Genomic DNA, 13,931 nt, shown 5'->3' with positions numbered 1-13,931 from the left:
GGTGGAGCCGGTGGAGCCGGTGGAGTCACGGCCGCCGGTGGAGCCGCGGAAGTCGCGGGAGCCGGTGGAGTCCGGCCTTCGGGCGCGTGCGTGGGCTCGGGCGTGGCCGTCGTGCCCGCTGTGATGGTCGTGTCCATGTCGTTTCCCCCCAGGCTCCCGGGCACTGTAGTGGACGGGTCCGGCCGAATCCGGAAGGCCTTCGGCACCTCGCCGCCAAGTGGGCGGAGAACGGCCGAATCGCGAACGGTTCCAGCCGCCACCCTGGCGCATGGCACGTTTTGCCACTTGCCTTCCAGTCGGCCGGTTCCGGCCATGCCTCGTTCACGCGGCGTTCTCCGCCCGCCCAGAGCCTCGTAGCCATGAAGAAGGCACTCCCGAAGGCACTCCTCGCCGCGACCGTCGTCGCCTCCGCACTCACCGCCTCGCTGGTCGCGGCCCCCGCCGCCACCGCCGCCGGCTGGGAGCTCCCCTGGAACAACGGCCATCAGGGCCGCTCCGGCATCCCCTTCACCGAGGCCACGGTCACCGCCGGAGCCGACGGCTCGTACACCCTCGCGTGGAGCGCCAAGGGCACCGGGCGCGTCGAGATCAAGGCCAACGGCAAGGTCGTCGCCCAGGGCGGCGCCCAGGGCCGCGCCGTGGTCAAGGGCCTGCCCGCCGCCGACCGCCAGTGGTTCGACTTCCGGCCGGAGCGCGGCGAGGGCCTGCGCCTGGCCGACCGGCTGGTCAAGCTGGAGGGCACGGTCAACTTCCGCGACGCGGGCGGCTACCGCACCGCGAGCGGCCAGTGGGTCAAGATGGGCGAGATCTACCGCTCCGACGCCCTGAACAAGCTCACCGCGAACGACCTGGCCAAGCTCCAGCGGCTGCGCGTCAGGACGGTCTTCGACCTGCGCATGCAGGACGAGCGCACCAAGGACGCCGACAAGGTCCCGGCGGGCGCCGCCTACGTCGTCGCCGACGTCTTCGCCGGCTCCGGTTCCTTCCAGACCCTGCCGAAGACCCCCGACGAGGCCGTCAAGGCCATGGTCGACGCCGAGAAGGCCATGGTCGGCGGCGACGGCGGCAAGAAGGCCTACGCGCGGGTCTTCGAAGGGATCGAGAAGGACCGCAGCCGCTCCGTCCTCTTCCACTGCACCGCCGGCAAGGACCGCACGGGCTGGGCGAACGCCACCCTGCTGACCGCCCTCGGCGTCCCGCAGGAGACGGTCATGGCCGACTACCTGGCCAGCAACGACTACCGCAAGGCCGCCAACGACGCCGTCCTCTCGCACCTGCCCGCCCCGCAGGCCGCCGTGTACAAGCCGATGCTCGACGTGCGCCCCGAGTACCTCAACTCCGGCTACGACGAGGTCAAGGCCAGGTACGGCTCCTTCGACCGCTACCTCAAGGACGGCCTCGGCATCGACGCCCGCGAGCTGAAGCAGCTCAGGAAGGACCTCCTCGTCGGCTGATCCCCGCCGCCGCGGAACACGGGCCCGGCCGGACGCCACACCGGCCGGGCTCCCGCGTTCCCGCTCAGTCCAGTACCGGCAGCAGCTCCGGCAGGTGGCCGTCCGAGGCGCGCGCCGCCTCCTGCCGTTCCCGCGGGACCTCCCCGTACAGCGTCGTACGGGCCTTCGCGGGCCGGCCCGCCGCCTCCGCGACCGCGATCAGGTCCCGGACGGACTTGTACGAGCCGTAACCCGACCCCGCCATCCGGGAGATCGTCTCCTCCATCAGCGTGCCGCCCAGGTCGTTCGCCCCGGAGCGGAGCATCTCGGCCGCGCCCTCCGCCCCCAGCTTCACCCAGCTGGTCTGGATGTTGGTGATGTGCGGGTGCAGCAGCAGCCGGGCCATCGCCGTGACCGCCCGGTTGTCCCGGACCGTCGGGCCGGGCCGGGCGATGCCCGCCAGGTACACCGGGGCGTTGGTGTGGATGAAGGGGAGCGTCACGAACTCCGTGAAGCCGCCGGTCCGCTCCTGGATCCGGGCCAGGGTGCGCAGGTGCCCCAGCCAGTGCCGGGGCTGGTCCACGTGGCCGTACATCATGGTGGACGAGGACCGGATGCCGAGCTCGTGCGCGGTGGTGACCACATCGATCCAGTCCGCCGTCGGCAGCTTCCCCTTGGTCAGGACCCAGCGGACCTCGTCGTCCAGGATCTCGGCCGCCGTGCCCGGGATCGAGTCCAGCCCGGCCTCCTTGGCGGCCGTGAGCCAGTCCCGTACGGACATCCCCGTCCGGGTGGCGCCGTTGACGACCTCCATCGGGGAGAAGGCGTGCACGTGCATGCCGGGGACCCGCTCCTTCACCGCGCGCGCGATGTCGAAGTAGGCGGTCCCGGGCAGGTCGGGGTGGATGCCGCCCTGCATGCACACCTCGACGGCGCCCACGTCCCAGGCCTGCGCGGCCCGGTCGGCGACCTGGTCCAGGGAGAGGGTGTAGGCGTCGGCGTCCGTACGGCGCTGCGCGAAGGCGCAGAAGCGGCAGCCGGTGTAGCAGACGTTGGTGAAGTTGATGTTCCGCGTGACGATGTAGGTGACCTCGTCGCCCACCACCGCGGCGCGCAGCTCGTCCGCGATCCGGCACAGCGCGTCCAGCGCCGGGCCGTCCGCGTGCAGCAGGGCGAGGGCCTGCGCGTCGGTGAGCCGCGTCGGGTCGTCGGCGGCCTGCGCCAGGGCCGCCCGTACGTCGGTGTCGATGCGCTCGGGGACCATGCCGGGGGCCGCGGCCTCGCGCAGGGCCTCCCAGTCGCCGTAGACGTGGTCGAAGTCCTCGCGGCGGTCCCCGGTACGGCCCTCGGTGTCGATGGCGGTGTGCAGGTCGGTGCGCCCGTACGCGGCGAAGCCCTCGTCGGGCTCCTGCCACGGCCGGCCCTCCACCGTCGCGGCCGCGTCGGCCAGACCCGTCTGCGGGTCGGCCAGCGCGCGCACGTGCGGCAGCAGCCGGGGGTCCAGCCACGGCTCCCCGCGCCCGAGGAACTCCGGGTAGATCGTGAGCCGTTCGCGCAGCTCGAAGCCGGCGGCGGCGGTGCGCTCCGCGAGCTCCTCGATGTGCGGCCAGGGCCGCTCCGGGTTGACGTGGTCCGGGGTCAGCGGGGAGACCCCGCCCCAGTCGTCGATCCCGGCGCCGATCAGCAGGGCGTACTCGGCGTCGACCAGGTTCGGCGGGGCCTGGATGCGGGCGCTCGGGCCCAGGATGTGCCGGGCCACGGCGATGGCGGCGGCCAGCTCCTCCAGCTCGGCGTCCGGCATGCCGCGCATGGCCGTGTCCGGCTTGGCGCGGAAGTTCTGGACGATGACTTCCTGGATGCCGTGGTAGCTGCGCTGGATCCGGCGCAGCTCGAAGAAGGCCTCGGCGCGCTCCTCGTAGGACTCGCCGATGCCGATGAGCACCCCGGTGGTGAAGGGCACGTTGGAGCGGCCCGCGTCCTCCAGGACCCGCAGCCGCACGGCGGGCTCCTTGTCGGGGGAGCCGTGGTGCGGGCCGCCGGGCTCGGACCACAGGCGGGTGGCGGTGGTCTCCAGCATCATGCCCATGGACGGGGCGACGGGCTTGAGGCGCTGGAGCTCCGCCCACGACAGCACGCCCGGGTTGAGGTGGGGCAGCAGGCCCGTCTCCTCCAGTACCCGGATCGCCATGGCCCGTACGTAGGCGAGGGTGTCGTCGTAGCCGTGCGCGTCCAGCCACTCGCGGGCCTCGGGCCAGCGCTCCTCCGGGCGGTCGCCGAGGGTGAACAGGGCTTCCTTGCAGCCCATCGCCGCGCCCTGGCGGGCGATGTCGAGGACCTCGTCGGGGGAGAGGTACATGCCGTGCCCGGCCTTGCGGAGCTTGCCGGGCACCGTCACGAAGGTGCAGTAGTGGCACTTGTCGCGGCACAGGCGGGTGAGGGGGATGAAGACCTTGCGCGAGTACGTGATCACGCCGGGGCGCCCGGCGGCGGCGAGCCCGGAGTCCCGGACGCGGGCGGCGGAGGCGGCGAGGTCCTTGAGGGCCTCGCCGCGCGCCCGCAGGAGTACGGCGGCCTCGGTCGCGTCCAGCGCGACGCCGTCGCGGGCCCGCCGGAGCGCGCGGCGCATGGCGTTGTCGGTGGGAGCGTCGCTCGGAGTGGTCATACGGCGAGCATACGAGTCTGCCGGTACCCAGTGGAGGGCCTCATCGCATCAGCTCACCGGCGTTGACCAGCAGGGACTGGCCGGTTATCGCCCGGGCCCGGTCGCTGGCGAGGAAGACGGCGGCGTCGGCGACGTCCCCGTCGGTGGCGAGGTCGGGCAGCGCCATCCGCTCGGTGAGGCGGGCGTGGACCTCTGCCTCCGGGACGTTCTCGGTGTGGGCGGTGAAGGTGACGAAGGCCTGGACGGGCGGGCCCCACATCCAGCCGGGCAGCACGGTGTTGACGCGGATCCGGTCCGGTCCGAGCTCGCGGGCGAGGGAGTACATGGCGGAGGTCAGCGCCCCCTTGGAGGCGGCGTAGGCGGCCTGGCGCACCTCGTTGGGGGCGGCCACCGCGGACTGGGTGCCGATGATGACGACGGAGCCGCCGCCCGCGGCCTTGAGGGCGGGCAGGCAGGCGCGGGTCATGCGCAGGGTGCCGAGCAGGTTGACGTCGAGGATCTGCTGCCAGGTCCCGAAGTCGGCGTCCTGGAGGCCCCCGAAGTACGCGTCCCAGGCGGCGACGTGCACGACGGCGTCGACCCCGCCGAACCGCTCGACGGCCAGCTCGGCCAGGGCCCGGCACTGGGCCTCGTCGGTGATGTCGGTCGGCCGGTGGGCGGTGTGGGCGCCGTCGGGGTCGATCTCGGCGGCGGACTTGGCCAGATTGGCCTCGGTCCGCGCCCCGAGCACGGCGTTGCCGCCGTCGCGGACCACGGCCGCGGCCACCTGGTGCCCGAGTCCGGCTCCGACCCCGGAGACGATGACGGTCTTCCCTCGCAGCAGCATGGCGCGCCCCCTGGCGGCTGGATCCGGCAATGGATCTGACGGGGCGTCAGGGTAGGGGTGCGGGGCGGGGTTGTGAAGGGGTGGCGGGGGAAGGGCGGCGGGGGAAGGGGCGGCGGTCCCGGGACGGTGGACCCGGCCCGGCGCCGCCGCCCCGGAGGTCAGCCGCTGACGTCCGCGATGATGTGCGTGATCACCCAGACCGCCCAGAGCAGCGGCACGATCGCCACGTACGCCAGCGGGCGCGCGTGCACCGGCGGACCCTCGTCGAGCTGCTGACGGCCGGGGGCCGGCTCCGACGGTTCGAGCTTGGCGAACTTGGTCGCGGCGATCAGGTTCCAGAACAGGGTGAAGGGCGTGAACAGCACCAGGGACAGGGGGCTCCACCAGCCCTGGAACAGCGTCTTGGTGGTCATGATCCGCACCAGGGCGCGCCCGCACCGGCGGCAGAAGGGGCCGTCGAGGCGGTGGAACCGCATCACGACGAGCACGCCGACGTGGGCCCGGACGGCGAAGTTCACGGCCTCGGGAGCCCCGCAGTTGCGGCAGCCGGTGGGGCCGGGCACCAGGTACGGGGGGTGCTGGGGGTGGGCGTACTGGGGGTGCGGCTGCTGCGGTTGCCGGGGCTGCGGCGGGTACGGCTGCGCGTACGGGGGCTGCTGCGCCGGGACCGGTCCGCCGGGCTGCGGCGGGCCGTACGGGTTGGGCGCACCGGCGCCCTGGGCGTACGGGTTGGGCGGAACGGGCGCGCCCGAGTACGGGTTGGGCGGGGGAGTGCTCATGGGAGGGCCTTCGGGTTCTGCGGACGGCAGGGAGCGGCGAACAGCCGGGACGACGGCCCGCGGCCCCCGCCGGAGGGGTGCCTTCACTGCAGGAGCGGAACCGAACGCCAGTGCTCTCGTGTGGCTCGAACGTACCAGCCGGGGCGGAGGGTCCCGGTTCCTCCGCCCACCTGGAGGCCGCGGACACCCGGGACATGAGGGTGAGTTCCGTGCCAGAGTGGGCTAATGGGGCGTATCGGTCCGGGTCTTGGGCGGTTCCGGTGGTTCACCGGAGGCGCGGACGAGGCACGCTGGACGTCCTGGGCCACAGGCGGGTGAAGCCGAGACGAATGGTGCGTCATATGTGCGGGGGTGACGGCGAGTCGTATCCGAATACCTGATAGACAGAAGAATCACGGCTCGACCAGCCGACGCCTTCGCCGGCCGCCTTGGGGGGATCGCCGCACTGTGAAGCCGCTTCACCGTCATGTAGTCAACACCTCGCGCAAGGTCTTGTGCACGGCCGCCCTCGCGGCCAGCCTGACCACCGCCGCCGTCGTGACCAACACTCCGGTCGCCGGTGCGGGAGAGGCCGAACCGACCCCGGACAGTCCGCAGGCCGCCGACCGCGGTGACGCCCGCCTCGACCTGCCGGCCCCGCTCGCCGACCCCGTGGTGCCACCCGCGGCCGGCGCCGGCGGCGCGGCCGAAGGGGCCTCCGGGATCCCCGCCACCGCCCTCGACGCCTACAAGCGCGCCGAGGTCGCCGTGAAGGCGGCCCTGCCCAAGTGCAACCTGTCCTGGGCGCTGATCGCCGGCATAGGCCGGATCGAGTCCGTCCACGCCTCCGGGTACGGGCTCAAGGCCGACGGCACCACCGAGCGCCCGATCCGCGGCCCCCGCCTCGACGGCAACGGCTTCGCGAAGATCACCGACACCGACAAGGGCGAGTGGGACGGCGACACCGAGTACGACCGCGCCTTCGGCCCGCTCCAGTTCATCCCCTCCACGTGGAAGGACTGGAAGGCCGACGGCAACGGCGACGGCCAGCGCGACGCGAACAACATCTACGACGCGGCCCTCGGCGCCGGTCTCTACCTCTGCTCCGGCGGCAAGGACCTGTCGGTCCCGGCCGACCTGGACAGGGCGGTCCTCAGCTACAACAGTTCGCGCGAGTACGTGAACAGCGTCCTCGGCTACATGCGCCAGTACCAGGAAGGCACCACGGGCGTCCCGAACCCGCCGGTCGGAACCTTCCCGACGCCGCCCGCGCCGACCCTGCCCACCCCGCCGCACGTCCCGACGCCGAACCCGCCGGCCTCGAAGCCGAATCCCGCGCCGAAGCCGACGCCCACCCCGACTCCGAAGCCGACGCCCACGCCGACGCCGACGCCGAGCGAGCCGACCAAGCCGACCCCGGCGCCCGCGACCCTCGCCAAGCTGGAGCGGGTCGGCGACGCGAAGCTGGAGGCCGAGGCCGGGAGCCTGTTCGCCGAGGGCGTCCGCTTCAAGGCACTGCTCAGCGACGGCAAGCCGGCCGCGGACCAGGCCGTCGTCGTCGCCGTGGAGAAGGACACCACCGGCGGCACCGGCTTCGTCTTCGGCGACGAGCCGAGCGTGGTCGTCCGTACGGACTCCGAGGGCATCGCCACCGCGCCCAAGCTGAAGGCGGGCGCCGAGGCGGGCACGTTCACCCTGCGGGCCACGGCCTACGACGCGAAGAGCCAGCTCACGCTGGCGCTTGACGGAAAGGTCACGGAGAAGGCCAAGCCGCTCGTCCTCACCCGCACCGACGGCACCGCCCCGGTCGGGGCCGCGGCCGGCACCGCGGTGAAGGGCCTGGAGTTCCTGGCCGCCGCGGGCGGGAAGCCGGTGGCCGGTGCGCAGGTCACCGCCGCACTGGTCGAGGGCAAGCCGGGCGCCTGGACCCCGGTGGACGCGAAGAAGGCCACGGGTCCGTACTTCGCGGGCAAGGACGGCGCGAAGCTGTTCTCCCTGGAGCTGCCCAAGACCGGCGCCGACGGCAAGTTCAAGCTGCCGGAGCTGCTCACCACGGACGTGCCCGCGGGCACCTACCACCTCCGTCTGAGCACCGCGGACGGCGCGGAACTGATCCTGGACATCAAGATCACCGCCCCGTCGGCCGCCAAGCAGTAGCCCCACCGCCCCGGCCGCCAGGCCGGGGCTCCGGACCGCCCCCGGGCGGTCCGGCCCCGCGTACGAACGGCCCGTGGCCCGGTCACCGTCCTCCCGGACGGTGACCGGGCCACGGTCGTTCCCCCTCGGCGGGCGCCGGAGGGCCACAGGCAGGAGCCCTGTCTCCCCCGCCTGGGCGGGGGAGACAGGGCTCCTTGGGTACTGCTTAATCCAGCCGCGATCCGGCCGGCCAGGCGACTAGGCCGGGGTGACGTTCTCCGCCTGCGGGCCCTTCGGACCCTGCGTGACGTCGAAGTTCACCTGCTGGTTCTCCTCCAGGGAGCGGAAGCCAGAGGCGTTGATCGCGGAGTAGTGGACGAAGACATCCGGGCCGCCGCCGTCCTGGGCGATGAAGCCGAAGCCCTTTTCAGCGTTGAACCACTTCACGGTTCCGGTAGCCATGAGCCCTCCTATGGGCCAAAGGGTCGCCCTGCTCCAGAACCTGCTAAGAAGTCTGAAAACTACAAAAGCCTGCGGGTTACATGCTCCGCAGGCCTCGTACTGCAAGGGAAACCAAACTGCAACTTGCGTCGAGCCTAGCACGCACCCTCGGGGCGAGACCAGAGGGAAAGATCACGTCACCCGGACGTTTGAGACCCGCCTGATCGCTGACGGAGAGCCGGGGGCTAGTCTCGCGATGTGGACGTCTATCGCAGCCGGCCCCGTGTCGGCCACATCCAGTTCCTGAACTGCCTCCCCCTCTACTGGGGGCTGGCCAGAACCGGCACGCTGCTGGACATGGACCTGACCAAGGACACCCCCGAGAAGCTCAGTGAGCGCCTCGTGCGGGGTGAGCTGGACATCGCCCCGATCACCCTCGTGGAGTTCCTCCGCAACGCCGACCAGCTCGTCGCCTTCCCCGACCTCGCGGTCGGCTGCGACGGTCCGGTCATGTCGTGCGTGATCGTCTCGCAGGTCCCGCTGGAGCAACTGGACGGCGCCCGGGTCGCCCTCGGATCGACCTCGCGCACCTCCGTACGCCTCGCCCAGCTGCTGCTCGCCGAGCAGTACGGGGTCCGCCCCGACTACTACTCCTGCCCCCCTGACCTGGGGCTGATGATGCAGGAGGCCGAGGCGGCGGTGCTGATCGGAGACGCCGCGCTGCGCGCCTCGCTGCACGACGCCCCCCGGCTCGGCCTGACCGTGCACGACCTCGGGCAGATGTGGAAGGACTGGACGGGACTGCCGTTCGTCTTCGCCGTCTGGGCAGCCCGCAAGGACTACCTCGCCCGTGAGCCGGAGGTGGTCCGGGAGGTCCACGAGGCCTTCCTCGCCTCCCGTGACCTCTCCCTCGAAGAGGTGACCAAGGTGGCCGACCAGGCGGCCCGCTGGGAGGCCTTCGACGCGGAGCTGCTGGAGCGCTACTTCACCACCCTCGACTTCCGCTTCGGCCCCGAGCAGCTGGCCGGCGTACGGGAATTCGCGCGCCGAACGGGAGCCGACACCGGGTACCCGACGGATGTCGCCGTAGAGCTCCTGAAGGCGACCGTCCCGGAGCGGTGACCGTCTTATCCCGGTGATCTCCGGTGCCGCCAAACCGGTGATTGTTCCGTTTGCCGGGAATTCGTTCCCCTTTCGTATTCTCGTCCCCCTGAAGCGGAATACGAACGAGGGACGGGGGACCCCATGGCATTCGGTGGTAAGCGGCCGGCCGAACCGATTGAACCGGTGTACTGGGAAGAGATCACCCGGTTCACCGTCGGCCGGACGCTGCGCAACGCCGTGCGCGCCTCCCGGCGCGGCGCGGGACCGTACGCGATCCGTGTTCCGCGGCGGCTGGGGGAGGACATGGTTCCGGCCGTGTTCATCGCACCGGCCGTGCCCGGCGCTCCGCCGCGCCGGGGATTCCGGTTGTCCGCGGACGAGGGCGGTCTGCGCCCGCTGTGCTCGGTGACCCCGGCCGGTCCGGAGCCCGGGGAGGGCCCCTACCGGGTCACCGGACCCGACGGGCGGGAGCTGGGCGCCGTCCACCGGACCCCGGCCGCGCAGCGACTGGTCCGCCACGGCTGGTGGCTGGAGCTCCCCGGGCAGCCGGAGGCGGTGGCCGTGCGCGGCTGGGCCGACGGCGGCCCCCGGCGGGCGCTGGAGCGGGGCGCCGGCAAGCTGTTGGGCGGCGTCGTCGACGGCCTGCTGAGCCTGGGGGCCGAGGGCGACGCGGCCGGCGGCCTCGCGCCGGTGGTCTGGCGGGCCGGGGACCGGACCGTGCTCACCTTCCAGCCCTCCCAGGGCCCGCGCTGGTACACGGTGGACCGGGACGGCCCGCTCGACGCCCGGCCGGCGTTCGCACTGGCGGTGCTGCGCGAGAGCGAGGTGTGGGGAGGCGACCGCCGCTGACGGGCCCGGACGACCGGGCCGGCCGGCCGGCCGGTGCCGTGCGCGCGGACGCGGGCACGGAGCGCCCGTGAGTGGCCGGGGGTCTCCGGGCCAGCGATGATGGGCAGGCGTGGCCGGGCGCCCGACCCCGCTGCGGCGGGTGGCTGCCGGGCGAAGCGCCGACCGCGCGTACGGCACGGCGCGGGCCGTGGGCCCGCCGCACGGATCCTGATGGCCTCCAGCACCGGCCCCCGGCCGGCCGGCGCCCGTGGCCGAGGAGGCGCTGTGAACGACTACCCAGCGATCGCCGATCACGGCATCGTCGGCGACCTGCAGACCGCGGCGCTGATCGCCGCCGACAGCACCGTCGACTGGTGGTGCACCCCGAGGTTCGACTCCCCCAGCCTGTTCGCCTCGCTCCTCGACAGCGACCGCGGAGGCTACTGCCGCCTGCGTGCCGACGTCGGTGACGAGGGCACCGTCCGGCAGCTCTACCTGCCCGACACCGCCGTCCTCATCACCCGCTTCATGGCACCGGGCGGGGTCGGCGAGGTCGTCGACTTCATGCCGCCCGACACCTCCCCGACGCCGTCCGCCCGGCACCGGCTGGTGCGGGCCGCGCGGGTGGTGCGTGGCAGTCTGCCGTTCGAGCTGGTGTGCCGGCCGCGCTTCGACTACGGCCGGGCCCCGCACGAGCTCCAGCGCCTCGACGACGGGTCCGTCCTGTTCCGCGGACCCGGCACCGACCTGCACCTGCAGGCCACCGCCCCGGTCGGCTTGCACGAGGAGGGCACCGACGTCTCCGCCCGGTTCACCCTGAACGCCGGGGAACGTGCCGCGGTCGTCCTGACCAGCGAGAGCGGCGGTCCGGCCGGACTCAGCGGCCGGCCCGGCGGTCCGCTGCCCACCGTCGAAGCGGTCCTCGCCGAGTTCGACGCGTGCTCCGCGTTCTGGCGGAACTGGCTGCGCTCCTCCCGCTACCGGGGCCGTTGGCACGAGATGGTCTCCCGGTCGGCCATCACCCTCAAACTCCTCACCTACGCCCCGACCGGCGCTCCCGTCGCCGCCGCCACCATGGGCCTGCCCGAACAGATCGGCGGCGAGCGCAACTGGGACTACCGCTACACCTGGGTCCGCGACGGCTCGCTGTCCGTGAGGGCCCTGATCGACCTCGGCTTCACGGCGGAGGCCGACGCGTTCCGCCGGTGGCTGCGCGAACGCCTGGACGCCGGCGCCACGGCGTCGGGCGAACCGCTGCAGATCATGTACCGCGTCGACGGCGAGCCCCACCTCACCGAGGAGACGCTCGCCCACCTGGAGGGCTACCGGTGCTCCGCCCCGGTGCGGGCCGGGAACGCCGCCGCCGACCAGATCCAGCTCGACATCTACGGCGAGGCGGCCTACGCCCTCGCCCAGGCCGAGGACATCGGGGGCGTCCGCGGCTGGCAGGTCTTCGCCGGTGTCGTCGACTGGCTCACCGATCACTGGGACCGCCCCGACGAGGGCATATGGGAAACCCGCGGAGGCCGCCAGGACTTCACCTACAGCCGCCTGATGACCTGGGTCGCCTTCGACCGTGCCGTCCGGCTCGCCACGGCCCGCTCCCGTCCCGGCGACACCACCCGCTGGCAGGAAGCCCGCGACGCCGTCTTCCGGCAGATCGTCGACCGGGGCTGGAGCGCGGAGCGCCGCGCCTTCGTCCAGCACTACGACACGGACGTCCTCGACGCCTCCCTGCTCCTCATGCCCAAGGTCGGCTTCCTGACCCCCACCGATCCCGACTGGCTGACCACCCTCGACGCCATGGACACCGAACTCGTCAGCGACAGCCTGGTCTACCGCTACGACCCCGCCGCGTCGCCCGACGGCCTGCGCGGCTCCGAGGGCACCTTCAACCTGTGCACGTTCCTGTACGTGGAGGCCCTCGCCCGCGCCGGACGTCTCGAACAGGCCCGCTACGCCTTCGACAAGATGCTCACCTACGCCAACCACGTGGGCCTGTTCGCCGAGGAGATCGGCCCCTCCGGCGAACAGCTCGGCAACTTCCCGCAGGCCTTCACCCACCTCGCCCTCATCGACGCGGCCCTCGCCCTCGACGAGGAACTCGACCGCGCCGAACGCCCGTTCCACTGACCGGCCGCGCCGGCGTCACCGCGGGCCGGACGGTTCCCCCGCGGTCTCCGCGGGCGTCTGCCGGGAGCCCCGCGGCAGCAGCGCCGCGGCCGCCAGCCCCACCAGGCCGATCACCCCGAGGACCGCCATCGCCGCGGCGTAGGCGCCCTGTGAGAGCCCGGAGACCAGGATCGTGCCCGTGACCGCGGTCCCCAGTGAGGAGCCGAGGTTGGAGACGCTGCGCGACACCCCCGAGATCTCGCCCTGCCGCGACTCGGGGAAGCACGACTGGACCACGTTCACCGAGGGGGTGAGCATCAGGCCCAGACCCAGTCCGATCAGCAGCAGACCCGGGGCGAAGGCCCAGACCCCGGGCGTCCAGGCGACCAGGGCCAGCAGCAGGGCGACGCCCGCGATCGTCACGGCGAAGCCGGCCATGATCAGGGTGCGCTGCGGACGCCGCCGGGCCAGCTTCTCGGCGGCCAGTGACGAGGCGAGGATGCCCAGCGTCGCGGCGGTGAAGATCACGCCGGTCTGGATCGCGTCGTAGCCGCGCACCACCTGCAGGTAGGCGGCGACGGTGAACGAGACGCCCATCAGCATCAGCCACTGCGTGTTCTGGGTGACCAGGCCGAGGTTGGAGGTGCGGTTGCGGAACAGGCCGGTCGACAGCAGCGCCTCCCGGCCGCCGCGCTCGCGGGCGCGGACCCAGGCGAAGAACCCGGCCAGTACGAGGGCGCCGGCCGCCAGCAGGCCCAGCGCCAGCCAGCCGTTGTTGTCCACCGCGAGGATGCCGGTCACCAGCAGCACCAGGCCCGCCGCCGACAGCACCGCCCCCACGGTGTCGAAGGGGCGCGCGGGGTCGGGCGGCAGCGGATCGGCGATGCCGCGGCTCAGCACCACGATCACCACGATCACCAGCGCCTGGAACACGAACGCCGCCCGCCAGCTGATCGCACTGGTGATCAGTCCGCCGATCAGCGGGCCCGCCGCCGCGCCGATCCCGCCCATCGCCATGATCGAGCCGAACGCGCGCGCCCTGGACGCGGTGTCGGTGAACAGCAGCGTGGTCAGGATGTAGACCGGTGGGATCAGCAGGGCCGTCCCCACCCCCTCCAGGATCGAGTTCCCGAGGATCAGTACCCCCAGCCCCGGCGCGACCGCGCTGAGCACCGCCCCCACCCCGTACACCACCAGACCCGCCACCAGGCAGCGCTTGCGGCCCCACTTGTCGGTCAGCTTCCCGCCCGGGATCATCAGCGCGGCCATCACGAGCAGGAGATCGTGATGGCGATCTGGACGCCCTGCACCGTGGTGTCCAGGTCCTCGCTGATGTCGTTGATCATCACGTTCATGTTCGAGCCCGCGAAGCTGCAGATGAACTGGGCCAACGCCAGCGGGGCGAGAACGCTCCGCGCGCTCGGCGCAGGTCCTGGAGCTCCCGCAGCAGCCGATCCCGCCATGGCACCGTCCCGTCCGACCGCAGGCCCCGGGGGCCCGAACCCTTGCCGTGCGGCGCCGTCCGCGGACCGGCGCCGTCCGCCGCCACGACCGTCTGGCGAAGGCGCGGGTGGGGAGATCGAGTTGGGGAGTAGCCTGCTCGGGTGCGGCGCTCGGCGCCGGCGGTTCGA

Annotated in this window: 11 protein-coding genes; 5 read left to right on the top strand and 6 right to left on the bottom strand. The window is 72.8% G+C overall.

Translation table 11 applies throughout. The features are described 5' to 3' along the window. Window positions 1-359: 359 nt before the first annotated feature. Entirely contained in the window at window positions 360-1,454 is a 1,095-nt protein-coding gene (locus tag OG295_RS14330; protein ID WP_371677223.1) for a tyrosine-protein phosphatase, read from the top strand. A gap of 64 nt (window positions 1,455-1,518) precedes the next feature. Here OG295_RS14330 and OG295_RS14325 read toward each other — a convergent pair whose 3' ends face one another. From OG295_RS14325 to OG295_RS14315, 3 genes are all read right to left on the bottom strand, one after another. After that, the gene (locus OG295_RS14325) at window positions 1,519-4,095 is read right to left on the bottom strand and encodes a bifunctional FO biosynthesis protein CofGH (RefSeq protein WP_371677222.1); all 2,577 of its coding nucleotides are present in this window, start codon (window positions 4,093-4,095) and stop codon (window positions 1,519-1,521) included. A 40-nt stretch (window positions 4,096-4,135) separates the two neighbouring features. Next, complete coding sequence (locus OG295_RS14320) at window positions 4,136-4,921, bottom strand: SDR family oxidoreductase (protein ID WP_371677221.1); 786 nt, start codon at window positions 4,919-4,921, stop codon at window positions 4,136-4,138. Window positions 4,922-5,079: 158 nt separating this feature from the next. Further along, window positions 5,080-5,700 (bottom strand): hypothetical protein, encoded by a 621-nt coding sequence (locus OG295_RS14315; RefSeq protein WP_371677220.1) that lies wholly within the window; start codon window positions 5,698-5,700, stop codon window positions 5,080-5,082. A 447-nt stretch (window positions 5,701-6,147) separates the two neighbouring features. Here OG295_RS14315 and OG295_RS14310 point away from each other — a divergent pair, with 447 nt between their 5' ends. Continuing rightward, window positions 6,148-7,836 carry a lytic transglycosylase domain-containing protein gene (locus OG295_RS14310; protein WP_371677219.1) on the top strand — a complete coding sequence of 563 codons (1,689 nt, stop codon included), beginning with the start codon at window positions 6,148-6,150 and terminating at the stop codon, window positions 7,834-7,836. Window positions 7,837-8,073: 237 nt separating this feature from the next. On the opposite strand, the gene OG295_RS14305 is transcribed toward OG295_RS14310, so the two are convergent. After that, window positions 8,074-8,277, bottom strand: a complete 204-nt coding sequence (locus tag OG295_RS14305; protein WP_007265804.1) for a cold-shock protein — start codon at window positions 8,275-8,277, stop codon at window positions 8,074-8,076. 237 nt (window positions 8,278-8,514) lie between these two features. On the opposite strand from OG295_RS14305, the gene OG295_RS14300 reads away from it, so the two are divergent. From OG295_RS14300 to OG295_RS14290, 3 genes are all read left to right on the top strand, one after another. Further along, complete coding sequence (locus OG295_RS14300) at window positions 8,515-9,378, top strand: menaquinone biosynthetic enzyme MqnA/MqnD family protein (RefSeq protein ID WP_371677218.1); 864 nt, start codon at window positions 8,515-8,517, stop codon at window positions 9,376-9,378. Between the two features lie 123 nt (window positions 9,379-9,501). After that, entirely contained in the window at window positions 9,502-10,209 is a 708-nt protein-coding gene (locus OG295_RS14295) for a hypothetical protein (protein ID WP_371677217.1), read from the top strand. A gap of 264 nt (window positions 10,210-10,473) precedes the next feature. Continuing rightward, a complete protein-coding gene (locus OG295_RS14290; protein WP_371677216.1) occupies window positions 10,474-12,321 on the top strand; it encodes a glycoside hydrolase family 15 protein in 1,848 nt (615 codons plus the stop codon). Between the two features lie 15 nt (window positions 12,322-12,336). On the opposite strand, the gene OG295_RS14285 is transcribed toward OG295_RS14290, so the two are convergent. Further along, window positions 12,337-13,569 (bottom strand): MFS transporter, encoded by a 1,233-nt coding sequence (locus tag OG295_RS14285; protein WP_371677215.1) that lies wholly within the window; start codon window positions 13,567-13,569, stop codon window positions 12,337-12,339. Then, on the bottom strand, window positions 13,569-13,691 hold the full coding sequence (locus OG295_RS14280) for a hypothetical protein (RefSeq protein ID WP_371677214.1): 123 nt from the start codon (window positions 13,689-13,691) through the stop codon (window positions 13,569-13,571). The genes OG295_RS14285 and OG295_RS14280 overlap by 1 nt, the downstream gene beginning before the upstream one ends. Window positions 13,692-13,931 lie beyond the last annotated feature (240 nt).

The sequence above is a fragment of the Streptomyces sp. NBC_01276 genome, assembly GCF_041435355.1.
Classification (GTDB): domain Bacteria; phylum Actinomycetota; class Actinomycetes; order Streptomycetales; family Streptomycetaceae; genus Streptomyces.
The sequence above is the reverse complement of the archived record's forward strand: the minus strand, read 5'-3'. Positions and strand labels throughout refer to the sequence as shown.

What these genes read in the sequence shown, in the direction of transcription:
- OG295_RS14330 (WP_371677223.1), top strand. Translation starts at nt 360, where the DNA reads ATGAAGAAGGCACTCCCGAAGGCACTCCTCGCCGCGACCGTCGTCGCC.
- OG295_RS14325 (WP_371677222.1), bottom strand. Translation starts at nt 4,095, where the DNA reads ATGACCACTCCGAGCGACGCTCCCACCGACAACGCCATGCGCCGCGCG.
- OG295_RS14320 (WP_371677221.1), bottom strand. Translation starts at nt 4,921, where the DNA reads ATGCTGCTGCGAGGGAAGACCGTCATCGTCTCCGGGGTCGGAGCCGGA.
- OG295_RS14315 (WP_371677220.1), bottom strand. Translation starts at nt 5,700, where the DNA reads ATGAGCACTCCCCCGCCCAACCCGTACTCGGGCGCGCCCGTTCCGCCC.
- OG295_RS14305 (WP_007265804.1), bottom strand. Translation starts at nt 8,277, where the DNA reads ATGGCTACCGGAACCGTGAAGTGGTTCAACGCTGAAAAGGGCTTCGGC.
- OG295_RS14295 (WP_371677217.1), top strand. Translation starts at nt 9,502, where the DNA reads ATGGCATTCGGTGGTAAGCGGCCGGCCGAACCGATTGAACCGGTGTAC.
- OG295_RS14285 (WP_371677215.1), bottom strand. Translation starts at nt 13,569, where the DNA reads ATGGCCGCGCTGATGATCCCGGGCGGGAAGCTGACCGACAAGTGGGGC.